Annotated in this window: 23 protein-coding genes; 16 read left to right on the top strand and 7 right to left on the bottom strand. The window is 72.2% G+C overall.

Going from position 1 to position 23,072, the window contains the following annotated elements:
• The first annotated feature begins 219 nt into the window (after positions 1-219).
• From rapZ to ACN261_RS30775, 8 genes are all read left to right on the top strand, one after another.
• Positions 220-1,131, top strand: coding sequence for an RNase adapter RapZ (gene rapZ, locus ACN261_RS30810; protein WP_421483340.1), 912 nt, complete (start codon positions 220-222; stop codon positions 1,129-1,131).
• Entirely contained in the window at positions 1,128-2,090 is a 963-nt protein-coding gene (locus ACN261_RS30805; protein WP_421483339.1) for a gluconeogenesis factor YvcK family protein, read from the top strand. The genes rapZ and ACN261_RS30805 overlap by 4 nt, the downstream gene beginning before the upstream one ends.
• Before the next feature lie 54 nt (positions 2,091-2,144).
• Positions 2,145-3,125, top strand: coding sequence for a DNA-binding protein WhiA (gene whiA / locus ACN261_RS30800; RefSeq protein WP_067304387.1), 981 nt, complete (start codon positions 2,145-2,147; stop codon positions 3,123-3,125).
• Positions 3,126-3,463: 338 nt separating this feature from the next.
• Positions 3,464-4,468: a type I glyceraldehyde-3-phosphate dehydrogenase gene (gene gap / locus ACN261_RS30795; RefSeq protein WP_088645054.1), complete on the top strand. Its 1,005-nt coding sequence runs from the start codon at positions 3,464-3,466 to the stop codon at positions 4,466-4,468.
• On the top strand, positions 4,465-5,670 hold the full coding sequence (locus ACN261_RS30790; RefSeq protein WP_211291563.1) for a phosphoglycerate kinase: 1,206 nt from the start codon (positions 4,465-4,467) through the stop codon (positions 5,668-5,670). Before gap ends, ACN261_RS30790 begins: the two co-directional genes overlap by 4 nt.
• Positions 5,670-6,461 carry a triose-phosphate isomerase gene (tpiA, locus tag ACN261_RS30785; protein ID WP_421483337.1) on the top strand — a complete coding sequence of 264 codons (792 nt, stop codon included), beginning with the start codon at positions 5,670-5,672 and terminating at the stop codon, positions 6,459-6,461. The genes ACN261_RS30790 and tpiA overlap by 1 nt, the downstream gene beginning before the upstream one ends.
• 95 nt (positions 6,462-6,556) lie before the next feature.
• The gene (gene secG, locus ACN261_RS30780) at positions 6,557-6,817 is read left to right on the top strand and encodes a preprotein translocase subunit SecG (protein ID WP_088645052.1); all 261 of its coding nucleotides are present in this window, start codon (positions 6,557-6,559) and stop codon (positions 6,815-6,817) included.
• 122 nt (positions 6,818-6,939) lie between these two features.
• The gene (locus ACN261_RS30775; RefSeq protein ID WP_088645051.1) at positions 6,940-7,284 is read left to right on the top strand and encodes an RNA polymerase-binding protein RbpA; all 345 of its coding nucleotides are present in this window, start codon (positions 6,940-6,942) and stop codon (positions 7,282-7,284) included.
• A 45-nt stretch (positions 7,285-7,329) separates the two neighbouring features.
• On the opposite strand, the gene pgl is transcribed toward ACN261_RS30775, so the two are convergent.
• The 6 genes from pgl to tkt form a co-directional block, all read right to left on the bottom strand.
• Positions 7,330-8,100, bottom strand: coding sequence for a 6-phosphogluconolactonase (gene pgl / locus ACN261_RS30770; protein WP_088645094.1), 771 nt, complete (start codon positions 8,098-8,100; stop codon positions 7,330-7,332).
• A gap of 161 nt (positions 8,101-8,261) precedes the next feature.
• Positions 8,262-9,275 carry a glucose-6-phosphate dehydrogenase assembly protein OpcA gene (locus tag ACN261_RS30765; RefSeq protein ID WP_421483336.1) on the bottom strand — a complete coding sequence of 338 codons (1,014 nt, stop codon included), beginning with the start codon at positions 9,273-9,275 and terminating at the stop codon, positions 8,262-8,264.
• A gap of 46 nt (positions 9,276-9,321) precedes the next feature.
• Entirely contained in the window at positions 9,322-10,863 is a 1,542-nt protein-coding gene (gene zwf / locus ACN261_RS30760) for a glucose-6-phosphate dehydrogenase (protein ID WP_204926233.1), read from the bottom strand.
• A gap of 11 nt (positions 10,864-10,874) precedes the next feature.
• A complete protein-coding gene (locus ACN261_RS30755; RefSeq protein WP_421483334.1) occupies positions 10,875-11,102 on the bottom strand; it encodes a hypothetical protein in 228 nt (75 codons plus the stop codon).
• A gap of 76 nt (positions 11,103-11,178) precedes the next feature.
• Entirely contained in the window at positions 11,179-12,357 is a 1,179-nt protein-coding gene (gene tal / locus ACN261_RS30750) for a transaldolase (RefSeq protein ID WP_425853495.1), read from the bottom strand.
• A gap of 16 nt (positions 12,358-12,373) precedes the next feature.
• A complete protein-coding gene (tkt, locus tag ACN261_RS30745) occupies positions 12,374-14,503 on the bottom strand; it encodes a transketolase (RefSeq protein ID WP_421483331.1) in 2,130 nt (709 codons plus the stop codon).
• A 264-nt stretch (positions 14,504-14,767) separates the two neighbouring features.
• On the opposite strand from tkt, the gene ACN261_RS30740 reads away from it, so the two are divergent.
• The 3 genes from ACN261_RS30740 (at position 14,768) to ACN261_RS30730 (ending at position 17,315) form a co-directional block, all read left to right on the top strand.
• Positions 14,768-15,727 (top strand): heme o synthase, encoded by a 960-nt coding sequence (locus ACN261_RS30740; protein WP_425853494.1) that lies wholly within the window; start codon positions 14,768-14,770, stop codon positions 15,725-15,727.
• Positions 15,728-16,059: 332 nt separating this feature from the next.
• Positions 16,060-16,392: a hypothetical protein gene (locus ACN261_RS30735; protein ID WP_363651813.1), complete on the top strand. Its 333-nt coding sequence runs from the start codon at positions 16,060-16,062 to the stop codon at positions 16,390-16,392.
• Complete coding sequence (locus tag ACN261_RS30730) at positions 16,389-17,315, top strand: ATP-grasp domain-containing protein (protein WP_425853493.1); 927 nt, start codon at positions 16,389-16,391, stop codon at positions 17,313-17,315. Before ACN261_RS30735 ends, ACN261_RS30730 begins: the two co-directional genes overlap by 4 nt.
• A gap of 115 nt (positions 17,316-17,430) precedes the next feature.
• Here the strand turns inward: ACN261_RS30730 and ACN261_RS30725 are convergent, their stop codons facing one another.
• Positions 17,431-18,396 carry a COX15/CtaA family protein gene (locus ACN261_RS30725; protein ID WP_425853492.1) on the bottom strand — a complete coding sequence of 322 codons (966 nt, stop codon included), beginning with the start codon at positions 18,394-18,396 and terminating at the stop codon, positions 17,431-17,433.
• Between the two features lie 96 nt (positions 18,397-18,492).
• On the opposite strand from ACN261_RS30725, the gene ACN261_RS30720 reads away from it, so the two are divergent.
• From ACN261_RS30720 to sufC, 5 genes are read left to right on the top strand one after another with little or no spacing between them, the layout of a single operon-like run.
• Positions 18,493-19,311: a helix-turn-helix transcriptional regulator gene (locus ACN261_RS30720; protein ID WP_425853491.1), complete on the top strand. Its 819-nt coding sequence runs from the start codon at positions 18,493-18,495 to the stop codon at positions 19,309-19,311.
• Positions 19,308-20,738, top strand: coding sequence for a Fe-S cluster assembly protein SufB (sufB, locus tag ACN261_RS30715; protein WP_204926097.1), 1,431 nt, complete (start codon positions 19,308-19,310; stop codon positions 20,736-20,738). The genes ACN261_RS30720 and sufB overlap by 4 nt, the downstream gene beginning before the upstream one ends.
• Positions 20,739-20,793: 55 nt before the next feature.
• Positions 20,794-21,936, top strand: coding sequence for a Fe-S cluster assembly protein SufD (sufD, locus tag ACN261_RS30710; RefSeq protein WP_421483326.1), 1,143 nt, complete (start codon positions 20,794-20,796; stop codon positions 21,934-21,936).
• Position 21,937: 1 nt separating this feature from the next.
• The gene (locus ACN261_RS30705) at positions 21,938-22,282 is read left to right on the top strand and encodes a non-heme iron oxygenase ferredoxin subunit (RefSeq protein WP_425853490.1); all 345 of its coding nucleotides are present in this window, start codon (positions 21,938-21,940) and stop codon (positions 22,280-22,282) included.
• A complete protein-coding gene (sufC, locus tag ACN261_RS30700) occupies positions 22,282-23,055 on the top strand; it encodes a Fe-S cluster assembly ATPase SufC (RefSeq protein WP_088645041.1) in 774 nt (257 codons plus the stop codon). Before ACN261_RS30705 ends, sufC begins: the two co-directional genes overlap by 1 nt.
• Positions 23,056-23,072: the final 17 nt, after the last annotated feature.

The following is a 23,072-nucleotide window of genomic DNA, read 5'->3' as shown; positions in this document are numbered from 1 at the left end:
CGTTCGGCGGTATGCCTGTCCGTCATCAATATGACGGACAGGCATACCGCCGTGTGCCAGGTGGTGCTCCCGACGCTGGTCAGATGCCGGGCCGGACCCGTCGGGCAACCCGCCGTCGGGCGTGCCGGGATCGACGCCGCCCGCCGGGATAGAGTCGTCGACTGACCCTGTGCGGTACGGGGCCCCCGGGGCCCGCCGCCACGAAGCGGGAGTGGTGGGATGGTCGAGGCGCGGACAACCGGCGGGTACGTCGAGGGCGGCACGGCGGAGTCGGACACCACGCTGGTGGTGGTCACCGGCCTGTCCGGCGGTGGCCGCAGCACCGTCGCCCGCGCCCTGGAGAACGTCGGCTACTACGTGGTGGACAACCTGCCGCAGGCGCTGATGCTGGACATGGCCGAGCTGGCGATGAAGGCCGGTGGGGCGGCCCGGCGTACCGCGATGGTGCTGGACGTCCGCTCGCGGGCCTTCTCCACCGACCTGGCCGGGGCGATCCGGGAGCTCAAGGAGCGCGGCTTCTCGCCCCGGGTGGTCTTCGTCGACGCCGACGACGAGGTGCTGATCCGACGGTTCGAGAGCGTCCGCCGCTCGCACCCGTTGCAGGGTGAGGGGCGGCTCGCCGACGGGATCGCCGTCGAGCGGGAACTGCTGGAGGAGGCCCGGGACCAGGCCGATGTGATCATCGACACCAGCCACCTCAACGTCAACCAGCTCCGTCGCCGGGTCGAGGAGCTGTTCGGCGGGGAGGACGCCCGTCGGCTGCGGCTCACCGTGCTCTCCTTCGGCTTCAAGTACGGCCTGCCGCCGGACGCCGATTTCGTGCTCGACGCCCGGTTCCTGCCGAATCCGTACTGGGTGCCCGAGCTGCGGGAGCACACCGGTCGGGAGGCGGCGGTCAGCGCGTACGTGCTCGGCCAGGAGGGCGCGGACACCTTCGTCGCCTCGTACGCCGAGCTGGTCAACGCCACCACCGCCGGGTTCGAACGGGAGGGCAAGCGGTACCTGACGGTCGCCGTCGGCTGCACCGGCGGCAAGCACCGCAGCGTGGCGATCGCCGAGGAGTTGGCCGAGCGGCTGCGCCAGTCGGGGCTGGCCGCCAACGCGCAGCACCGGGACCTGGGGCGGGAATGACGGCGACGTCGGTGGTCGCCTTCGGTGGGGGACACGGTCTGTCCGCCTCGCTGCGGGCGCTGCGACACTGCGCCGGGGAACTCGAACTGGACATCACCGCCGTGGTCACCGTCGGCGACGACGGCGGCTCCAGCGGCCGGCTGCGCGCCGAGCGCGGCGGGCTGCCCCCGGGCGACCTGCGGCAGGCCCTGGTGGCGCTGGCCGGGGACCATCCGGCCACCCGCCGCAGCGCCGGGCTGTTCCAGCACCGGTTCGCCGGCGACCAGCGCGACGGGCTGGCCGGTCACGCGGTGGGCAACCTGGTGCTCTGCGGCCTGATGGAGCAGCTCGGCGACCCGGTCGCCGCGCTCGCGCACGCCGGGGCGATGCTCGGCGCGGTCGGCCGGGTGCTGCCGATGTCCGCCGAGCCGGTGGACATCGAGGCCCGGGTCCGTGGGGTGGACCCGACCCGCCCCGACGAGGTACGCACGGTGCGCGGCCAGCGCCACGTGGCGGTGACCACCGGCACGGTGGAGGCGCTGCGGATCACCCCGGACGCGCCGGTGGCCTGTGCGGAGGCGGTGGCCGCGGTCGGCGGTGCGGACTGGCTGATCTTCGGGCCGGGGAGCTGGTACACCAGCGTCCTGCCGCACCTGCTGGTGCCGGGGCTGGCCGAGGCGATCGTGACCAGCCCGGCCCGCCGGCTGGTCACCCTCAACCTGGCCGCCGAGCAGGAGACCCTGGGGCTCTCGGTGGCCGACCACCTGGCCGCCCTGCGCTGGTACCTTCCGCAGCTCACGGTGGACTACGTGGTGGCCGACTCCAAGGCGGTGGGTGACCCCGAACCGGTCGGGCGTGCGGCAGAATCGCTTGGTGCCCGGTTGGTCCTCGCCCCGGTCGCCGTCGACGACGGCACACCCCGTCACGATCCGGCCGCCCTGGCTGCGGCACTGGTGCCTGTCCTGGGCGCCGATCGTTAAGCACGTACGTAATCACCGGCGACACGCCGGTACCGGTCCGTGAGGGGGCGCACAATGGCGATGACGGCTGCGGTCAAGGACGAGCTGAGCCGGGTCGACGTGCCCAAGCCCTGCTGCCGGCGGGCGGAGATGGCCGCGCTGCTGCGGTTCGCCGGTGGGCTGCACATCGTCTCCGGTCGGGTGGTGGTGGAGGCCGAGCTGGACACCGGGGCGGTGGCCCGTCGGCTGCGCCGGGAGATCGCCGAGGTCTACGGCTATCCCAGCGAGATCCACGTGCTCGCCTCCGGTGGGCTGCGCAAGGGCAGCCACTTCATCGTCCGGGTGGTCAAGGACGGCGAGGCGCTGGCCCGGCAGACCGGCCTGCTCGACGTCCGGGGCCGGCCGGTACGCGGGCTGCCGCCGCACGTGGTGGCGGCGAACGTCTGCTGCGCGGTGTCGGCCTGGCGGGGCGCGTTCATGGCGCACGGCTCGCTGACCGAGCCGGGCCGCTCCAGCGCGCTGGAGATCACCTGCCCGGGTCCGGAGTCGGCGCTGGCCCTGGTCGGCGCGGCCCGACGGATCGGCATCACCGCCAAGAACCGCGAGGTGCGCGGGGTGGACCGGGTGGTGGTCAAGGACGGTGACGCGATCGCCGCGCTGCTCACCCGGATCGGTGCCCACTCCAGCGTGCTGGCCTGGGAGGAGCGTCGGGTCCGCCGCGAGGTGCGGGCCACCGCCAACCGGCTGGCGAACTTCGACGACGCCAACCTGCGCCGCTCGGCGCGGGCCGCGGTGGCCGCCGCCGCCCGGGTCACCCGGGCGCTGGAGATCCTCGCCGACGACGCCCCGAACCACCTCACCTCGGCCGGTCAGCTCCGGCTGGAGCACCGGCAGGCGTCGCTGGAGGAGTTGGGCGCGCTGGCCGACCCGCCGTTGACCAAGGACGCGATCGCCGGGCGGATCCGCCGGCTGCTGGCGCTGGCCGACAAGCGGGCCCGTGACCTGGGCATCCCGGATACCGAAGCGGCAGTCACGCCGGACATGCTCGTGGTCTGATAGGACGGTGGGCCGCCACCCCGCGGGCGCGTGCGAGGCACGGGCCGGCGGGCGTGACGTGCCCCGGGTCGGGTGGGTGGGGCGTGCCGTGCCGTCGACCCGACGGGGTCACCACCCGCCGCAGGGCGGCGGGGCACGCTCGGATAGGGTCGATGGGTACGGCAAGGGGGCCGGCACAGGCACTCCTCGCCGTGCACGCCGCCTCGGGCGGTCAGGTCCTCCCAGACCGTGGCGGGGTGGCCGAGACGAATCGTCAACGGCCGGCTCACCGGCCGGCGCACACACCTCCGCCGGCCCGTTCTGACGTCGGCGGACCAGAACGCGAGGAGATGGGACCTGTGACCATCCGGGTTGGCATCAACGGCTTCGGCCGCATCGGCCGTAACTTCTTCCGGGCCGTGCTGGCGTCCGGCGCCGACATCGAGGTCGTCGCCGTGAACGACCTGACCGACAACGCGACGCTCGCCCACCTGCTCAAGTACGACAGCATCCTCGGTCGCCTGCCGCACGAGGTCAAGGCCACCGCCGACGAGATCACCGTCGGTGGCAAGACCATCAAGGCGTTCGCCGAGAAGGACCCGGCGAAGCTGGCGTGGGGCGACGCCGGCGCGGACGTCGTCATCGAGTCCACCGGTTTCTTCACCGACGGCACCAAGGCCAAGGCGCACATCGACGGCGGGGCCAAGAAGGTCATCATCTCCGCCCCGGCGAAGAACGAGGACGTCACGGTCGTCATGGGCGTGAACCACGACCAGTACGACCCGGCCAAGCACACCATCATCTCGAACGCGTCGTGCACCACGAACTGCCTGGCCCCGATGGCGAAGGTCCTGCAGGACACCTTCGGCATCGAGAAGGGCCTGATGACCACGATCCACGCGTACACCCAGGACCAGAACCTCCAGGACGCGCCGCACAAGGACCTGCGTCGCGCCCGCGCCGCCGCGCTGAACATCGTCCCCACCTCGACCGGTGCCGCCAAGGCGATCGGGCTGGTGCTGCCGGTGCTCAAGGGCAAGCTGGACGGTTACGCGCTGCGGGTGCCGATCCCGACCGGCTCGGCCACCGACCTGACCGTCGAGGTCGGCCGGGAGACCAGCGTGGACGAGGTCAACGCCGCGATCAAGGCCGCCGCGGACGGCCCGCTCAAGGGCATCCTGGTCTACAACGAGGACCCGATCGTCTCGGCCGACATCGTCACCGACCCGGCGTCGTGCATCTTCGACGCGCCGCTGACCAAGGTCATCGGCAACCAGGTCAAGGTCGTCGGCTGGTACGACAACGAGTGGGGCTACTCCAACCGGCTCGTCGACCTGGTCAAGCTGGTGGGTTCCTCGCTGTGAGTGCGAGCATCCGCAACCTCGACGACCTGCTCGCCGAGGGGGTGTCGGGTCGGCGCGTGCTGGTGCGCGCCGACCTGAACGTCCCGCTCGACAAGCAGACCGGGGAGATCACCGACGACGGCCGCATCCGGGCTGTCCTGCCCACCCTGGGCGCGCTCGTGCAGGCCGGGGCGAAGGTCGTGGTCTGCTCGCACCTGGGCCGCCCGAAGGGCGCCCCGGACCCGCAGTACAGCCTCCGCCCGGTCGCCGGGCGGCTCGGTGAGCTGCTCGACGCGCCTGTGCACTTCGCCACCGACACCGTCGGCGAGTCCGCCCGCGCCACCGTGGACGCGCTGGCCGACGGCCAGGTGGCCCTGCTGGAGAACCTCCGCTTCAACAAGGGGGAGACCAGCAAGGACGACACCGAGCGGGGGGCCTTCGCCGACCAGCTCGCCGCGTTCGGCGAGGCGTACGTGGACGACGCGTTCGGCGCGGTGCACCGCAAGCACGCCAGTGTCCACGACGTACCGGCCCGGCTGCCGCACGTGGCGGGCCGGCTGGTGCTGCGCGAGGTGGAGGTGCTGTCCCGGCTGACCGGCGAGCCGGAGCGCCCGTACGTGGTGGTGCTCGGCGGCTCCAAGGTCTCCGACAAGCTGGCGGTCATCGAGGCGCTGCTGCCGAAGGTCGACCGGCTGCTCATCGGCGGCGGGATGTGCTTCACCTTCCTCAAGGCCCAGGGCCACGAGGTGGGCACCTCGCTGCTGGAGGAGGAGATGGTCGAGACCTGCGGCAACCTCCTGTCCCGCGCCGAGGGCAAGATCCTGCTCCCGGTGGACGTGGTGGCGGCCGACGCCTTCGCCCCGGACGCCGCGCACGACACGGTGCCCGCCGACGGCATCCCCAGCCACCGGCTCGGCCTGGACATCGGCCCGGAGACGGTGGCCGGCTTCACCGCCGCGCTGTCGCAGGCGAAGACGGTCTTCTGGAACGGCCCGATGGGCGTGTTCGAGATGCCGGCCTTCGCGAACGGCACCCGGGGTGTCGCCGAGGCGATCACCAAGACCGACGCGTTCACCGTGGTCGGTGGCGGTGACTCGGCGGCGGCCGTACGGGCCCTCGGGCTGGACGAGTCGTCGTTCGGGCACATCTCGACAGGTGGCGGCGCCTCCCTGGAGTACCTGGAGGGCAAGACCCTCCCCGGCATCGCGGCCCTGGAGAACTGATGGCGAGCGTCACCCGCCGGCCGCTGATGGCCGGCAACTGGAAGATGAACCTCAACCACCTCGAGGCCAACCTGCTGGTGCAGAAGCTGGCCGCGAGCCTCACCGAGCAGCAGCTCACCGCCGTCGAGACGGTGGTCCTGCCGCCCTTCACCGACCTGCGCACCGTGCAGACCGCGGTGGACGGCGACAAGCTGCTCATCGGCTACGGCGGGCAGGACCTCTCGCCGTACCAGTCCGGCGCGTACACCGGGGACATCTCCGGGGCGATGCTGGCCAAGCTGGGCTGCACCTACGTGGCGGTCGGGCACTCGGAGCGGCGGCAGTACCACTACGAGGACGACGCGATCGTCAACGCGAAGGTGGCCGCCGCGCTGGCCAACGGGCTCACCCCGATCCTCTGCATCGGTGAGGGCCTGGAGATCCGCGAGCAGCTGCGGCACGTCCCGCACTGCTGCGACCAGCTCGACGGCGCCCTGAAGGGGCTCTCCGCCGAGCAGGTCACCAAGGTCGTGGTCGCCTACGAGCCGGTCTGGGCGATCGGCACCGGCAAGACGGCCACCCCCGAGGACGCCCAGGAGGTCTGCGGGGAGGTCCGCAAGCGGCTGGTCGAGACCTACGACCAGGGCACCGCCGACCAGGTCCGGATCCTCTACGGCGGCTCGGTGAAGTCGTCCAACGTCGCATCGATCATGTCCCAGCCGGACGTGGACGGGGCGCTGGTGGGCGGGGCCAGCCTCGACGCCGAGGAGTTCGCGAAGATCTGCCGCTTCCCGGAGCACACGGTCGCCTGATCGCTCGCTATTCTTGACTCCGCCCGTCCACCGGTCGGTGCCGCCGTGCCCGATCTGTCCGGGCGAGGATCGTAACGAGAGGACTGACCCCAGCCATGCCGATCTGGTTCGCATACACGTTGATCGTGTTGCTGGTCATCACGAGCGTTCTGCTCACCATGCTCATCCTGCTGCACCGCGGTAAGGGCGGCGGGCTGTCGAGCATGTTCGGCGGCGGGGTCAGCTCCAGCCTGGCCGGCTCGTCGGTGGCCGAGAAGAACCTGGACCGCTACACCGTCCTGGTGAGCATCGTCTGGTTCGCCTGCATCGTCGGGCTCGGTCTCTGGCTCCGGCTCCAGCTCAACAGCGGGTCCTGAGCGACACGATCAGGTCGTACAATCTGCGCGCGGTCCGTCACGGACCGCGCGCAGTTGTTTTCTCCGCCACGTCGTCCACCGCCAGCCTCAGGCGGTGGTCCCCTCTGACGACAGGAGCGAGTGTGCCCAGTGGCAACGTCATCCGTGGTTCCCGGATCGGTTCGGGGCCGGAGCGCCCCACCGAACGGTACGAGCCGGCCCCCCGCCGCGCGGTCACCTACTGGTGCCGCAACGACCACGTCACCGAGATCCGGTTGGCGTTGGACGCCGAGGAGCCGGCCGTCTGGGACTGTCCGCGCTGCGGCCTGCCCGCCGGTCAGGACGCCCAGAACCCGCCCGGACGTACCCGTCCCGAGCCCTACAAGACCCACCTGGCGTACGTGAAGGAACGACGTACCCCGGAGGAGGGGGAGGCACTGCTGGCCGAGGCGTTGGCCGCGCTGCGCCGCCGCCGCGGCCGGGAGTGACCACCGCGGCGGTGTGAGCGGTCCGGCGGGCGGACCGCCCCGCGCTCAGCGCAGGCTGCGCAGCCGGGCCGGCACGTCGGCCGCCGCCGCCCGGTCGAGCAGCCACAGGGTCCGCGAGACGCCCTGCACCCCGGCCGCCGGGAGCTGCTTCGGGCCGGCCCCGGCCAGCGCCATCCCCACCGCCCGCGCCTTGTCGGCCCCGCTGGCGACCAGCCAGACCTCCTCGGCGGTGTTGATCGCCGGCAGGGTGAGGGTGGTCCGCACCGGCGGCGGCTTCGGGCTGCCCCGCACCGCGCTGACCGGCCGGGTGTCGTGGTGCACCGGGTGCTCGGGGAAGACCGACGCCACGTGCCCGTCCTCACCGACACCCAGCATCAGCACGTCGAAGTGGGGCAGCGCGGCGTGGCCGGGCCGGGCCGCCCGGGCCAGCTCCTCGGCGTACGCGGCGGCGCCGGCCTCCGGGTCGTCGCCGGTCGGGCCGTCGGTGGCCGGCATCGGGTGCACCCGGGCCGGGTCCAGCGGCATCGCGTCCAGCAGCGCGGCGCGGGCCTGCGTCTCGTTGCGCTCCGGGTCGCCCGCCGGCAGGAAACGCTCGTCGCCCCACCAGACGTCCACCCGGGACCAGTCGACGGCGTCGTGGGCGGGCAACGCGCCCACCGCCCGGTAGACCGCCGCGGCGATCCGCCCCCCGGTCAGCACGATCGACGCCGCGCCCCGCTCCGCCTGCGCGTCGAGCAGCTTCACCACCAGCCGGGCCGCCACCGCCTGCGCCAGCAGGTCGGCGTCGGCGTGCACGGCGACACTCGCCTCACTCATGTTGGCCTTTCCTGACCGCGCGACGCGGTCCTGCTCGTCGTGGCGGGGACCGGTCGGCCCGCCGGGTGCCGGTGGGGAACTCGTCGTGCCGGGCCGCCCGTCGTGGGCGGCGGGCACCGTACGCCGGTGGGCGGCCCCGCAGGACCGCCCACCGGCGTACGTCAGGACGCGCTGGTGCCGGCGTGCGTGCTGACGCCCGCCTCCGCCCGGCGCGCGGTGGCCGGGTCCTTCCAGACGTGCACCCGCTGCGCCGGGCGCTGCTCCAGGCCGGACAGGCCGGCCGCCGCGCCCAACGCCTCGGCGTACACCTGATCGGTGTCGAGCCGGCGCAACTCCTCGGCCAGCTCGTCACCGAGCGGTCGCCGCACCAGCGGCAGCACCCGGTCGTCCTGGCCGGTACGCCGGAACGTCGCCAGGCTGTCGTCCCGGGTCAGCGTCAGCTCGTCGCCGTTGGCGCAGCGCAGCTGCACCTGACGCATCCTCGGGTGGTCGTCGGTGTGCTGCCACTGCGGGTCGATGCCGAGCCGGGCCGCCAGCCAACCCCGCATCAGCGCCGCCGTCGGGTCGGTCCGCGGGGCCACCACCGTCGCCTCGGTGACCCGCGCCTCGGTGGTGTCGAACGCCCCGGCGACCAGGGTGCGCCACGGGGTGATCCGGGTCCACGCCAGGTCGGTGTCCCCGGGGGCGTAGTCCCGGGCCCGCTCCCGCAGCGCCTCGATCGGGTCGACGGCCTGCGCGCAGTCGGTGATCCGCCGGTCGGCGACCACCCCGAGGAAGTCGGTGGCGATCTCCGCCGGTGGTTCGCCGTGCCACCAGGTGACCACCGGCACGTCCGGCACCAGCAACGGCATCACCACCGACTCGGCGTGCAGGGCGAGGCGGCCGTACATCCGGGTCACCACCGCCTCGCACGGGCCCAGCCGGCCGCCGACGACGATCTCCGCGTCCAACCGGTTGCGTTCCCGCTCCACGTCGGCGCGGACGACCACGAGCAGCCGGCACGGGTGCGCGGCGGCGGCGATGGTGGCCGCCGCCTCCGCGTCCCGGACCCGCTTCTCGTCGACCACGACGATCAGGGTGAGCGCCATCCCGCTGGCCACCCCGCCCGCGCTGCGCCGCTCGGCGGCGAGCGCCTTGACCACCTCGTTGCCGGTGGTGTCCCACAGCCCGATCACTGGTGCCTCCCGGTCCGCCCGCTGTGCCTGCTACCTACCTGCCCGTTCACGCCCGCCGCCAGGCGCGGCCCTCGCGGGCCAGCATCTCGTCGGCGGCCCGGGGACCCCACTCGCCGGAACGGTACGGCTCCGGCTTGGTGCCCTCCCAGGCGTGCTCCAGCGGGTCCACCACCGCCCAGCTCTGCTCCACCTCGGCGGCGTCCGGGAAGAGCGTCCGGTCGCCGATCAGCACGTCCAGCACCAGCCGCTCGTACGCCTCGGGGCTGGACTCGGTGAACGCCTCGCCGTACTGGAAGTCCATCGCGATGTCGCGGACCTCCATCGTGGTGCCGGGCACCTTCGACCCGAACTTCAGCACCACGCCCTCGTCCGGCTGCACCCGGATGACGAGCTGGTTGTTGCCCAGCGACTCCATGTCGGCCGTGTTGAACGGCAGGTGCGGCGCCTTCTTGAACATGATGGCGACCTCGGTGACCCGCCGGGGCAGCCGCTTGCCGGCCCGGATGTAGAACGGCACCCCGGCCCAGCGCCGGTTCTGGATGCCCAGCTCGACGGCCACGTACGTCTCGGTGGTCGAGTCGGCGGGGACACCCTCCTCGTCGAGGTAGCCGACGGCCCGCTGACCGCCCACCCAACCGGGCAGGTACTGGCCGCGTACGGTGTCCCGGGCGACGTCCTTCGGCAGGGTGATCGCCTTGAGCACCTTCAGCTTCTCGGCCCGGATCTCGTCGGCGTCGAAGCTGGTGGGCTCCTCCATGGCGACCAGGGCGAGCAGTTGGAGCAGGTGGTTCTGGAGCACGTCGCGGGCGGTGCCGACCGAGTCGTAGAAGCCGGCCCGGGTGCCGATGCCGACGTCCTCGGCCATGGTGATCTGCACCGAGTCGACGTACTTGGAGTTCCACAGCGGCTCGAACAGGTTGTTGGCGAACCGCAGGGCGAGGATGTTCTGGACCGTCTCCTTGCCCAGGTAGTGGTCGATCCGGAAGACGTCCTGCCTGGTGAACACGTCGTCGACCAGGTCGTTGAGTTCCTTCGCCGAGGGCAGGTCGTTGCCGAACGGCTTCTCCACCACCACCCGCCGCCAGCCGCCGCACTTCTCGTTGTCGGCCATTCCGGTGCGGGCCAGTTGCTTGAGCACCACCGGGAAGGCCGTCGGGGGGATGGAGAAGTAGAACGCGGCGTTGCCGTGGATGCCGTGGCTGTCGCGCAGCTGGTTCAGTGTCGCGGCGAGCTTGTCGAAGGCGGCGTCGTCGTCGAACGAGCCACCGACGAACTTGATGTTGCCGGCCAGCCGGCCCCACACCTCCTCGCGCCACGGTGTCCGGGCGTGCTGCTTGGCCGACTCGTGGGCCAACGCCTCGAAGTCGCCGTCGCCCCAGTCGCGGCGGGCGAAGCCCAGCACCACGAAACCGGGGGGCAGCAGGCCCCGGTTGGCCAGGTCGTAAACCGCCGGCAGCAGCTTCTTGCGCGCCAGGTCACCGGTCACCCCGAAGATCACCAGGGCGCACGGCTCCGGGATCCGGGGGAGTCGTCGGTCCTGCGCGTCGCGCAGCGGATTCACGCCGCCTCCTCGCTCCGTGTGGTCCATGTCGTCCATCGTCACGCCCGCCATCGTCCGATCGCATCCAGCAGCCGGGCCGGCCCGGCCGGCCTGTCGGTCAGGTACGGCGGTGGCACCGGCCCGGGTCGGTCGGCCGGTGCCACCGGGCCGCCCCGCGCACGCGGGGCGGCCCGTACGGCGGCGGGCGCGGTCGATGCGACCGCGTCCGCCCCGTGCACCGCGAGACCGGCGGCGGCATCGGCCGGGCCGGTCAACAGGTCACTCACCCTCGACACCCCGTCGGGGCGCCGGCGGCGTGGGGCGTCGCGGGGACCGGCCCCGCGACGCGTCCGACGCCGTTGGTCACGCGTTCCCGCCGGCCCGCTGGGCCGCCTCGGCGTTGCCCTTCGCGGCCTCGTTCGGGGCGCCGGCACCCTGCGCCGCGGCGGCCAGCGACGTGCGGACCCCGTCGAGCAGTTCGCTCCAGCTCGCCTCGAACTTCTCCACGCCCTCCCGTTCCAGGGTGGCGATCACGTCGTCCATGTCGACGCCGACGGCGGCCAGGTCGGCGAAGACCTGCCGGGCCGCGTCGTACGCGCCGGTGATGGTGTCGCCCCGGGTCTCCCCGTGCTCGGCGTACGCCGTCACGACCGACTCCGGCATGGTGTTGACGGTGCCCGGGGCGATCAGCTCCTCGACGTAGATCACGTCGCGGTAGTCCGGGTTCTTGGTCGAGGTCGACGCCCACAGCGGGCGCTGCGGGTGCGCGCCGGCGTCGGCCAGGGCCTGCCACCGGTCGGAGGAGAAGACCTCGGTGTAGCGCTCGTAGGCGAGCTGGGCGTTGGCCACGGCGGCCTTGCCGCGCAGCGCCTTGGCCTCCTCGGAGCCGATCTTGTCCAGCCTCTTGTCGATCTCGGAGTCGACCCGGGAGACGAAGAAGGAGGCCACCGAGCCGATGGTGGACAGGTCGTGGCCGTTGGCCTTCGCCTGCTCCAGGCCGGCGAGGAACGCCTCCATCACCGCCGAGTAACGGTCCAGCCCGAAGATCAGGGTCACGTTGACGCTGATCCCCTCGGCCAGGGTCGCGGTGATCGCCGCCAGCCCCGCCTCGGTCGCCGGGATCTTGATGTACAGGTTCGGCCGGTCCACCAGCCACCACAGCGCCTTGGCCTCGGCGACCGTCTTGTCGGTGTCGTGGGCGACCCGGGGGTCGACCTCGATGGAGACCCGACCGTCGACACCGGCGCTGCCGTCGTACGACGGGCGCATCACGTCGCACGCCCAGCGCACGTCGTAGGTGGTGAGCATCCGGACGGCCTCTTCGACCTCGATGCCCCGGGTGGCGAGGTCCTTGAGCTGCCAGTTGTACTCGTCGGCGTCACTGAGCGCCTTGGCGAAGATGGTCGGGTTGGTGGTCACCCCGGCCACGTGCTGCTCGCGGCGGAGCCGGTCCAGCCCGCCGGAGCTCAGTCGTACCCGGGAAAGGTCGTCGAGCCAGACCGCCACTCCGGCGGCGGTGAGGTCACCCAGTCTGTCCGTCATGTCGTCCACGCTCCCCTCAGTTGCCGGTCGTGAAACCGGTGATGTCGCCCACCCGGGTCAGCGCCGCGTGCGCGGCGGCGACGATCCGGTCGGGGGTGAAGCCGAACTGCTCGAACAGCACGGTGTGCGGGGCGCTGGCCCCGTAGTGCTCCAGGCTGACGCTCTCGCCCAGGTCACCGACGATGCCCCGCCAGGACATCCCGATCCCGGCCTCGACGCTCACCCGGGCCTGCACCCCGCGCGGCAGCACCGACTCGCGGTACGCCTCGTCCTGCTCGTAGAACCACTCCTGGCAGGGCATCGAGACGACCCGGGTGGGGGTGCCGTCGGCCTCCAGCCGCTCCCGGGCGGTGAGGCAGAGCTGCACCTCGGAACCGGTACCCACGATGATCACCTGCGGCTTGCCGTTCGACGCCTCGGCCAGCACGTAGCCGCCCTTGGCGGTGCCCTCCGCGCCCGCGTACGTCTCCCGGTCCAGGGTCGGCAACGCCTGCCGGCTCAGCGCCAGCGCGGTCGGCCGGTCGGTGTGCTCCAGGGCCTGCCGCCACGCCCAGGCGGTCTCGTTGGCGTCGGCGGGCCGGACCACGTCCAGGCCGGGGATGGCGCGCAGCGCGGTCAGGTGCTCCACCGGCTGGTGGGTCGGGCCGTCCTCGCCGAGACCGATCGAGTCGTGCGTCCAGACGTACGTCACCGGCAGCTTCATCAGGGCGGCGAGCCGCACCGAGGGACGCATGTAGTCGCTGAACACCAGGAACGTGCCGCCGTAGGGGCGGGTGCCGCCGTGCAGGGCGATGCCGTTGAGGATCGCGCCCATGGCGTGCTCACGGATGCCGAAGTGCAGCGTGCGGCCGTACTCGTGGCCGGGGAAGTCCTTGGTGGCGTGGGCGGCCGGGATGAACGACGGCTCGCCCTTCATGGTGGTGTTGTTGCTCTCGGCCAGGTCGGCCGAGCCGCCCCACAGCTCCGGCAGCACCGGGGCGAGCGCCTCCAGCACCTTGCCGGAGGCGGCCCGGGTGGCCACGCCCTTGGCGTCGGCGGGGAAGACCGGCAGCGCGTCCGTCCAGCCCTGCGGCAGCACCCGGCCGGCGATCCGGTCGTAGAGCGCCCTGCGCTCCGGGTTGGCCTGCGCCCAGGCGTCGAACTCGCCGGTCCACGCCTGCTCGGCCTCGCCGCCGCGGGTCAGCACCCCACGGGCGTGCGCGAGCACCTCCTCGTCGACCTGGAAGCTCTGCTGCGGGTCGAAGCCGAGGATCTCCTTGGTGGCCTTCACCTCGTCGGCGCCGAGCGCCGAACCGTGGATCTTGCCGGTGTTCTTCTTGTTGGGCGCGGGCCAGCCGATGATGGTGCGCAGCGCGATGAACGAGGGGCGGCCGGTCTCGGCCTTCGCCGCCAGCAGCGCCTGGTACAGCGCCTCGACGTCCTCGTGGTAGTCGCCCTGGTCGGCGTCGCCGGCCCGCCAGTCGACGGTCTGCACGTGCCAGCCGTACGCCGCGTAGCGGGCCGCCACGTCCTCGCTCTTGGCGATGCGGGTGTCGTCCTCGATGGAGATCTCGTTGTCGTCGTAGATCAGCGTGAGGTTGCCCAGCTGCTGGTGCCCGGCCAGCGCGCTCGCCTCGTGGCTGATGCCCTCCTCGATGTCGCCGTCGGAGGCGATGCACCAGATCTGGTGGTCGAAGACCGACGCGCCGGGCTCGCTCTCCGGGTCGAACAGGCCCCGCTCGCGGCGGGCGGCCATCGCCATGCCCACCGCGTTGCCCAGGCCCTGCCCGAGCGGGCCGGTGGTGGTCTCGACCCCGGGGGTGTGGCCGTGCTCCGGGTGGCCCGGGGTGAGCGAGCCCCACTGCCGCAGCGACTTCAGGTCGTCCAGGCTCAGCGGGTAGCCGGAGAGGAAGAGCTGGATGTAGAGCGTGAGGCTGGAGTGCCCGGCGGACAGCACGAACCGGTCCCGGCCGGGCCAGTTCGGGTCGGCCGGATTGTGCCGCATCACCCGGTTGAACAGCAGGTACGCCGCGGGCGCGAGGCTCATCGCGGTGCCGGGGTGGCCGTTGCCGGATTTCTCCACGGCATCCATGGCCAGGACGCGGACGGTGTCGACGGCCCGGCGGTCGAGGTCGGTCCAGTTGAGTGCGGGTCGGTTGGCAGCCACTATGGTTGTGCTCCTCGGCAGATGGGCGGAACCCTCACTGGTGACCCTATCGAGCGGGTCTAAACGTCCGCCCGGGGATCTCAGCAGGCAGTTACGTACGGGCCGGCCGGATCGTTCGGTCACCCGTCAGGTGTGACGGCCCGCACCGTTGTCGGGTCGCCCGGGCAGCGAAAACGACGACGCGTAGTGTGTGGTGCGGTGTGTGGGCCCCGACGGGGTCCCGCCGAACCGACTTCCCCTGCCGACGCCGGAAGGTGGCAATCCGTGAGCATGATCACCGAGCGCCCCGTCAGCAACTCTGCCGGGCAGCCGCCGGTGCGCACGGTGGGCGGGCGGCCGTCGGCCCGTCGGCGGGACGTCCGGGCGGTGGTGTCGGCGTACGTGACACTCACCAAGCCGCGCATCGTGGAGCTGCTGCTGGTGACCACGGTGCCGGCGATGATGCTCGCCGACGGCGGCCTGCCGTCGCTGTGGCTGATGGCGGTGGTGCTGGTCGGCGGCTCGCTGGCCGCCGGTGCGGCGAGCGTGATCAACTGCTACATCGACCGGGACATCGACCAGTTGATGCGGCGCACCAAGCGGCGTCCGCTGCCGACGCACACCGTGTCGCCCCGCAGCGCCCTGGTCTTCGGGCTGGTGCTGGCGGCGGCGTCGCTCGCGCTGATGGCGACGTTCACCAACCTGCTGGCCACCGCGCTGACGCTGGCCGCGATCGTCTACTACGACCTGGTCTACACGCTCTGGCTCAAGCGCACCACGACGGCGAACACCTTCTGGGGTGGGGCCTGCGGGGCGGCACCGGTGCTGATCGGCTGGGCGGCGGTGACCGGGTCGCTGGCCCCGGCGGCCTGGGTGCTGTTCGCGGTGGTCTTCTTCTGGCAGATGCCGCACTTCTACCCGTTGGCGATGAAATACAAGGACGACTATGCCCGCGCCGGCATCCCGATGCTGCCGGTGGTGGCCTCGTCCCGGCGGGTCAACGCCGAGATCCTGATCTTCGCCTGGCTGACGGTGGCGACCTCGCTGGCGCTGTGGCCGCTGGGCATGAGCGCGGTGTACGGGGTGCCGACCGCCTTGGTGGGCGCGGTCTTCCTGGTCGAGGCGCACCGGCTCTGCCGGCGGGTGACCCGGGGTGAGCCGGTCAAGCCGATGCGGCTGTTCCACTGGTCGACGACCTACCTGACCATCGTGTTCGTCGCGGTGGCCCTCGACGCCCTGCTCTGACCCCCCTTATCTCCCGGGTCCCGCCCGCCGCGTCGGCCCGCGCGGCCCGCCGGGCGTGGTCGTCGCGTGGGGGAGTGTCGCGGGCGGTCCGGACTGATCCGCCCCGCCGGACGGGTCCGAAATCCTGCCCGGATGGTGGGATTTTCTGCGGGCACCGCAAGCTGCCACAAGCTGGACACATCGGGGCGATATCGCTGAGGCGTTTTGCCCGCGCTTATCCGACACGGTCGGACAATCCGCCCGCGCTTTCCGATAAACCCTCGGGTAATTGGTATCACAAATAGTTCATGATTCTCGCGCGTCGGGGTGCAAGTCTGCTTAGGCTTCGCGTCATGGCAGAAGGTTCCGATACGACGCTGACGGCCGAGCAGACCGCCGGAGCGGCCCCCACCGGGCTGGTCACGGGCATCAGGTCCTTCGCCGCCGCCCACGGCGGCGCGAAGGCGGTCATCGAGTACGTCGGCAAGCGTGGTGCCCGGATCGTCCTGGTCGGCACCGACGGTGCGTGGGGCGACCAGTTCGCCGAGGACACCGTCACCGCCCGGGAGGCGTGCTCCCAGGCGGGAGTCGCCGTCGAGAACGCCTGGGAGCGCGAGCTGATGGACCAGATGCGGCCGAGCAACGACCTGTGGCGGTCGATGGCCCGGCGCACCATGTCCCGTTGACCCACGACCCGATCCACCACCAGTCGACCCGGGGGGAACCCCGGGTCGCTCTCGTCACCTGCTCCCGTTTCGCCGACCTCTACCCCGACGACCGGCTCGTGCTCGCCCCGCTTTCGGCCCGGGGCGTCACCGTCGAGGCGGCCGTCTGGGACGACCCCCGGGTCGACTGGGCCGGCTACGACCTGGTGGTGCTCCGCTCGCCCTGGGACTACGCCCCACGCCGCGACGAGTTCGTCGCCTGGGCCGGCACGGTGCCCACCCTGGTCAACCCCGCCGACGTGGTGCGGTGGAACACCGACAAGCGCTACCTCGGCGAGCTCGCCGCCGCCGGGGTGCCCACCGTGCCGACCTCCTGGGTCGCGCCGGGCGAGGACTGGGTTCCGCCGTCGACCCCCGGCTGGTACGTGGTGAAGCCGACGGTCAGCGCCGGCAGCCTCGACACCGGCCGGTACGACCCCGCCGACCCGACCCACCGGGACCTGGCCGTGGCGCACGTACGCCGGCTGACGGCCGCCGGCCGGACCGCCATGGTCCAGCCGTACCTGGACGCGGTGGACACCGCCGGGGAGACCGCGCTGCTCTTCGTGGCCGGCCCGGACGGCCTGACGTTCAGCCACGCCATCCGCAAGGGCGCCATGCTCGACGGCCCCGACCTGGGCGTCGAGGGCCTGTACCGGCCGGAGCGGATCGACCCGCGCACCCCCACCGGGGAGCAGTTGGCCGTCGCCGAGCGGGTGCTGGCCGAGGTCCCCGGCGGGTCGCAGCGGCTGCTCTACGCCCGGGTGGACCTGATCCCCGGGCCGGACGGCACGCCCGTGCTGATCGAGCTGGAGCTGACCGAGCCGTCGCTGTTCCTCGGCCACGCCGACGGCGCCGCCGAGCGGCTCGCCGACGCGGTGCTGGTCCACCTCGCCCGCCGCTGACCCGGCCGGGCCCCGCCCGGCCGGTCGTGCCGCCCCGGGGCCGGCGGGGTCCCAGAGCCTGCCGCGCCGCCCCACCCCACCGGGCAGCGGCCGGTCCCGGTCGGCCCGGTGACGCTCAGACGGTGGCCGGCACCCGCCGCTGCCCGGCCGGCGGCGACGCCGGGTCGCCGGCGACCGGCCGGCGCTGTCGGGTCGACCAGAGCATCGCCAGGGTGGCCAGCAGCACCAGGCAGGAACCGAGCATGTGCGCGGCGACCAGCACGCCCGGCAGGTGGGTGAAGTACTGCACGAAACCGATCAGGCCCTGCCCCAGCTCCACCGCCACCAGCACGAGCGCGGCGCGGGCCGGGCCGGTCGCGCCGACCGCCCGCAACGCCAGGACCAGCGCGACGGAGAGGCCGATCAGCAGGAACACCCCGTCGGCGTGCACCTGGGAGATCGTCTCCGGGTCCAGCCCGTTGCGGGCGGCACCGTGGTCGCCGGCGTGCGGGCCGCTGCCGGTCACCCAGGTGCCGACCACCAGCACCGCGACGCTGACGGCGGTGGTGAGCCGGGCGAGGGTGCGCAGCGGCCCGGGCACCACCGGCACCACCGGCCCGTCCGGGTCGACGATCCGCCGCCAGAGGGCGTACGCGGCGGCGATGACCGCCATCGAGGCGAGGAAGTGCAGCCCGACCACCCACGGGTTGAGGTTGGTCAGCACGGTGATCCCGCCGATCACGGCCTGCGCGGGGATGCCGAGGAACACCGCCACGGCCAGCCCGGTCAGCCCGGCGCGGCGGGGCCGGTGGGCCAGCACGGCCAGCAGGGTGGCCAGCGCGATCGCCCCGACGGCGAAGGTGAGCAGCCGGTTGCCGAACTCGATCACCCCGTGCACGCCCATCTCGGCGGTGGTGGTGTACGACGCGTCGGTGCACCGGGGCCAGGTCGGGCAGCCGAGCCCCGACGCGGTGAGCCGGACGGCCCCGCCGGTCACCACGATGGCCACGTTGGCGACGATCGAGGCGTACGCGAGGCGGCGCAGCAGGGTGGTCGAGACCGGGAACCGGACGGATCGCTTCACGGAGCGAATCCTACGCACCGTAGTTGATCCCGATCGGGTGACTCCGCGGCCCGGTGGGCCGGATCACCGGGGTCGGGTTTGCGGGCCCCCGGCGAATTACGTAACGTTGGCGTTGTGAAAAACGCGGCGGCGCTCTCCGGGCACCCGCCGACGGCCGTCCCGGCCGTCGGCGTCGGCGCGCGGTCCCGTCGTGCCGTGCGGCGCGGACCCGACGCACCGCACCGCAGCGCGCCGGCCCCGACGCCGGCCACCGACCTGTCCACCCGTGACCGGGTCACCCGGCTCCTGCTGGAGCAGGGGGCGGCCACCGCCGGCCAGCTCGGCTCGGCGCTCGGTCTCAGCCCGGCCGCGATCCGCCGGCACCTCGACGCGATGCTCGCCGACGGTGACGTGGTCGCCCGGGAGCAGACCGTGCGGGGCAGCCGGGGGCGGGGCCGACCGGCGAAGGTCTTCCTGCTCACCGACGCGGCCCGGGGCCGCTGCGGCACCCACCACTACGACAACATGGCCACCGCCGCGCTGCGCTGGATCGCCCGCAACGGCGGCCCCGACGCGGTCGAGGCGTTCGCCGCCGACCAGGTCGCCGCGCTGGAGGCCCGTTGCCGGGCCGCCATGGAGGACGCCGGCGACGATCCGCTGGCCCGGTCCGAGGCACTCGCCGGTGCGCTCACCGCCGAGGGCTACGCTGCCAACGCGTCCACGATCGCCTCGGGCGGGCAGCTCTGCCAGCACCACTGCCCGGTGGCGCACGTGGCCGCTGAGTTCCCCCAGCTGTGCGAGGCCGAGACGGCGGTCATCTCCCGTCTGGTCGGCACCCACGTGCAGCGTCTGGCCACCATCGCGCACGGCGACGGGGTGTGCACCACGCACATTCCGACCCAACCGCGCGCCCAGTCCGGTAACACCGTCACCACTGTGAGGACAGATAGATGACCGAGCAGATCGTCCAGCCCCTGACCCAGGAAGAGCAGCTCGCCGCGCTCGGTCGCTACGAGTACGGCTGGGCCGACCCCGACGTCGCCGGGGCGGCCGCCCAGCGCGGTCTCAACGAGGCGGTGGTGCGGGACATCTCGGCCAAGAAGAACGAGCCGGCCTGGATGCTCGACCTGCGCCTCAAGGGTCTGCGGCTGTTCGGCCGCAAGCCGATGCCGTCCTGGGGCGCCGACCTCACCGGGATCGACTTCGACAACATCAAGTACTTCGTGCGCTCCACCGAGAAGCAGGCCACCAGCTGGGAGGACCTGCCGGAGGACATCAAGAACACCTACGACCGGCTGGGCATCCCCGAGGCCGAGAAGCAGCGGCTGGTCGCCGGGGTCGCGGCGCAGTACGAGTCCGAGGTGGTCTACCACAAGATCCGCGAGGACCTGGAGGAACAGGGTGTCCTCTTCCTGGACACCGACACCGCCCTCAAGGAGCACGAGGACGTCTTCAAGGAGTACTTCGGCACGGTGATCCCGGTCGGCGACAACAAGTTCGCCGCGCTGAACACCTCCGTGTGGTCCGGCGGCTCGTTCATCTACGTGCCGAAGGGCGTGCACGTGGAGATCCCGCTCCAGGCGTACTTCCGGATCAACACCGAGAACATGGGCCAGTTCGAGCGGACGCTGATCATCGTCGACGAGGGCGCGTACGTGCACTACGTCGAGGGCTGCACCGCGCCGCTATACTCCTCCGACTCGCTGCACAGCGCGGTCGTCGAGATCATCGTCAAGAAGAACGCGCGCTGCCGCTACACGACCATCCAGAACTGGTCGAACAACGTCTACAACCTGGTCACCAAGCGGGCCGTCTGCCACGAGGGCGCCACCATGGAGTGGGTCGACGGCAACATCGGCTCCAAGGTGACCATGAAGTACCCGGCGGTCTACATGACCGGCGAGCACGCCAAGGGCGAGGTGCTCTCGGTGGCGATGGCCGGTGAGGGCCAGCACCAGGACGCCGGGGCCAAGATGGTGCACGCCGCGCCGCACACCAGCAGCACCATCGTGTCGAAGTCGATCGCCCGGGGTGGTGGCCGTACCTCGTACCGGGGGCTGGTGCAGGTGCTGGAGGGCTCGCACCACAGCCGCAGCACGGTCAAGTGCGACGCGCTGCTGGTCGACACGATCTCCCGCTCGGACACCTACCCCTACGTCGACATCCGCGAGGACGACGTGTCGATGGGGCACGAGGCGACCGTCTCCAAGATCAGCGACGACCAGCTCTTCTACCTGATGAGCCGGGGGCTGAGCGAGGACGAGGCGATGGCGATGATCGTGCGCGGCTTCATCGAGCCGATCGCCAAGGAACTCCCGATGGAGTACGCCCTGGAGCTCAACCGCCTGATCGAACTCCAGATGGAGGGCGCGGTCGGCTGACGCCGCCCCGCCGCCCCACGACACCGTCGTCCCGGACAGACAGACCAAGGAAGAGATGACTACCCAGGCTTCCGCGCCGCCCAGCACCAAGTCGCAGGCGCTCCGCTCGTACGACGTCGCCGACTTCCCGGCCCTGACCGGCCTGGAGGAGGAGTGGCGCTTCACCCCGCTCAAGCGGCTCCGTGGGCTGACCGACGGGGCGCGGGCCGCCACCGGCACGGTCCGCCACGAGTACGCCGACCTGCCGGCCGGCGTCACCGTTGGGCGGATCGGCCGGGACGACCCCCGGGTGGGCAGCGTGCTCACCCCGGTCGACCGGGTCAGCGCGCTGGCCTACGGCGGCGCCGGTGAGGCGCTGCTGGTCGAGGTCGCGGCCGACGCCGTGGTCGACGCGCCGGTGAGCCTGCGGGTGGTCGGCGACGACGCCACCGGGCTGGCCTTCGGGCACACGTTCGTCGACGTGGGCCGGTTCGCCGAGGTGGTGCTGGTGCTGGAGCACGTCGGCGCGGCGACGCTCGCCGACAACGTCGAGGTGGCGGTGGCAGACGGGGCGAAGCTGACCCTGGTCACGGTGGCCGACTGGGCCGCCGACGCGGTGCAGGCCCAGCACCTGAAGGTGCGCCTCGGCCGCGACGCCAAGGTCTCGCACGTCCAGGTCAGCCTGGGTGGTGACCTGGTCCGCCAGTACACCACTGTCGAGTACACCGGCCGGGGCGGCGAGGCCGAGCTGTACGGCGTCTACTTCGCCGACGGCGGCCAGCACCTGGAGCACCGCCAGCTCGTCGACCACAACGTGCCCGACTGCCGCAGCCACGTCGGCTACCGGGGCGCGTTGCAGGGCGAGCAGGCGCACACCGTCTGGGTGGGTGACGTGCTGATCCGGGCCGAGGCGACCGGCACCGACACGTACGAGATCAACCGGAACCTGCTGCTCTCCGACGGCGCGCGGGCGGACTCCGTACCCAATCTGGAGATCGAGACCGGCGAGATCGCCGGCGCCGGTCACGCCAGCGCGACCGGCCGGTTCGACGACGAGCAGCTGTTCTACCTGATGGCCCGGGGCATCCCGGCCGACGAGGCCCGTCGCCTGGTGGTGCGGGGCTTCTTCGCCGAGGTGATCAACAAGATCCCGGTCGAGTCGCTGCGTGAGCGGCTCGGCGACGCGATCGAGGCCCGGCTCGCGAAGGCCGGGGCCTGACATGATCCGGATCTGCGCGACGGAGGACGTGCCGAAGGGCACCGTGATCAGCGCCGACGTGGACGGCCTCCCGATCGCCGTGGTGCACGGCACCGACGGCGAGTTCTACGCCGTGCACGACGAGTGTTCGCACGCCTCGGTCGCCCTGTCCGAGGGTGAGGTCGAGGGCTGCACGCTGGAGTGCTGGCTGCACGGCTCCCGGTTCGACCTGCGCACCGGTGAGCCCACCGGGCTGCCCGCCACCGAACCCGTTCCCGTCTACGCCGTCGAGGTCCGCGACGGCGACATCTACCTTCCCGTGGGCGCCGACGGCCGCCCGACGCCGAGCAATGGAGTGACCCGATAATGAGCACCCTGGAGATCCGCGACCTGAAGGTGTCGGTCAAGCTGCCCGAGGGTGAGCTCAAGCCGATCCTGTCCGGCGTCGACCTGACCGTGCGGTCGGGGGAGACCCACGCGATCATGGGCCCGAACGGCTCCGGCAAGTCGACCCTGGCGTACTCGATCGCCGGTCACCCCAAGTACGAGATCACCGGCGGCTCGGTGACCCTCGACGGGGTCGACGTGCTGGAGATGACCGTCGACGAGCGGGCCCGCGCCGGCCTCTTCCTGGCCATGCAGTACCCGGTCGAGGTGCCCGGCGTCTCGGTGGCGAACTTCCTGCGTACCGCGAAGACCGCCATCGACGGCGCGGCCCCGAAGCTGCGTACCTGGGGCGGCGAGCTGCGCGGCGCGATGGAGAAGCTCCAGATGGACCCGGCGTTCGCCCAGCGCAACGTCAACGAGGGCTTCTCCGGCGGCGAGAAGAAGCGGCACGAGATCGTGCAGCTGGAGCTGCTCAAGCCCAAGATCGCCATCCTCGACGAGACCGACTCCGGCCTCGACGTGGACGCGCTGCGGGTGGTCAGCGAGGGGGTCAACCGGGTCCGCGACACCGGCGACACCGGCCTGCTGCTGATCACCCACTACACCCGCATCCTGCGCTACATCAAGCCCGACTTCGTGCACGTCTTCGTGGCCGGCCGGATCGTCGAGCAGGGCGGCCCGGAGCTGGCCGACAAGCTCGAGGACGAGGGCTACGAGCGGTACGTCGCCGGAGCCGGCGCGGCGCGGGCCTGAACACACACAGACGGGGA

The sequence above is a fragment of the Micromonospora sp. WMMD723 genome, assembly GCF_049863385.1.
Classification (GTDB): Bacteria; Actinomycetota; Actinomycetes; order Mycobacteriales; family Micromonosporaceae; genus Micromonospora; species Micromonospora wenchangensis.
Note: the sequence above shows the minus strand (reverse complement) of the source record. Positions and strands in the feature narration are given on the sequence as shown.

Coding starts and splice junctions, on each gene's coding strand:
- rapZ (WP_421483340.1), top strand. CDS start 220: ATGGTCGAGGCGCGGACAACCGGCGGGTACGTCGAGGGCGGCACGGCG.
- ACN261_RS30805 (WP_421483339.1), top strand. CDS start 1,128: ATGACGGCGACGTCGGTGGTCGCCTTCGGTGGGGGACACGGTCTGTCC.
- whiA (WP_067304387.1), top strand. CDS start 2,145: ATGGCGATGACGGCTGCGGTCAAGGACGAGCTGAGCCGGGTCGACGTG.
- tpiA (WP_421483337.1), top strand. CDS start 5,670: ATGGCGAGCGTCACCCGCCGGCCGCTGATGGCCGGCAACTGGAAGATG.
- secG (WP_088645052.1), top strand. CDS start 6,557: ATGCCGATCTGGTTCGCATACACGTTGATCGTGTTGCTGGTCATCACG.
- pgl (WP_088645094.1), bottom strand. CDS start 8,100: ATGAGTGAGGCGAGTGTCGCCGTGCACGCCGACGCCGACCTGCTGGCG.
- zwf (WP_204926233.1), bottom strand. CDS start 10,863: ATGGACCACACGGAGCGAGGAGGCGGCGTGAATCCGCTGCGCGACGCG.
- tal (WP_425853495.1), bottom strand. CDS start 12,357: ATGACGGACAGACTGGGTGACCTCACCGCCGCCGGAGTGGCGGTCTGG.
- ACN261_RS30735 (WP_363651813.1), top strand. CDS start 16,060: ATGGCAGAAGGTTCCGATACGACGCTGACGGCCGAGCAGACCGCCGGA.
- sufB (WP_204926097.1), top strand. CDS start 19,308: ATGACCGAGCAGATCGTCCAGCCCCTGACCCAGGAAGAGCAGCTCGCC.
- sufD (WP_421483326.1), top strand. CDS start 20,794: ATGACTACCCAGGCTTCCGCGCCGCCCAGCACCAAGTCGCAGGCGCTC.
- ACN261_RS30705 (WP_425853490.1), top strand. CDS start 21,938: ATGATCCGGATCTGCGCGACGGAGGACGTGCCGAAGGGCACCGTGATC.
- sufC (WP_088645041.1), top strand. CDS start 22,282: ATGAGCACCCTGGAGATCCGCGACCTGAAGGTGTCGGTCAAGCTGCCC.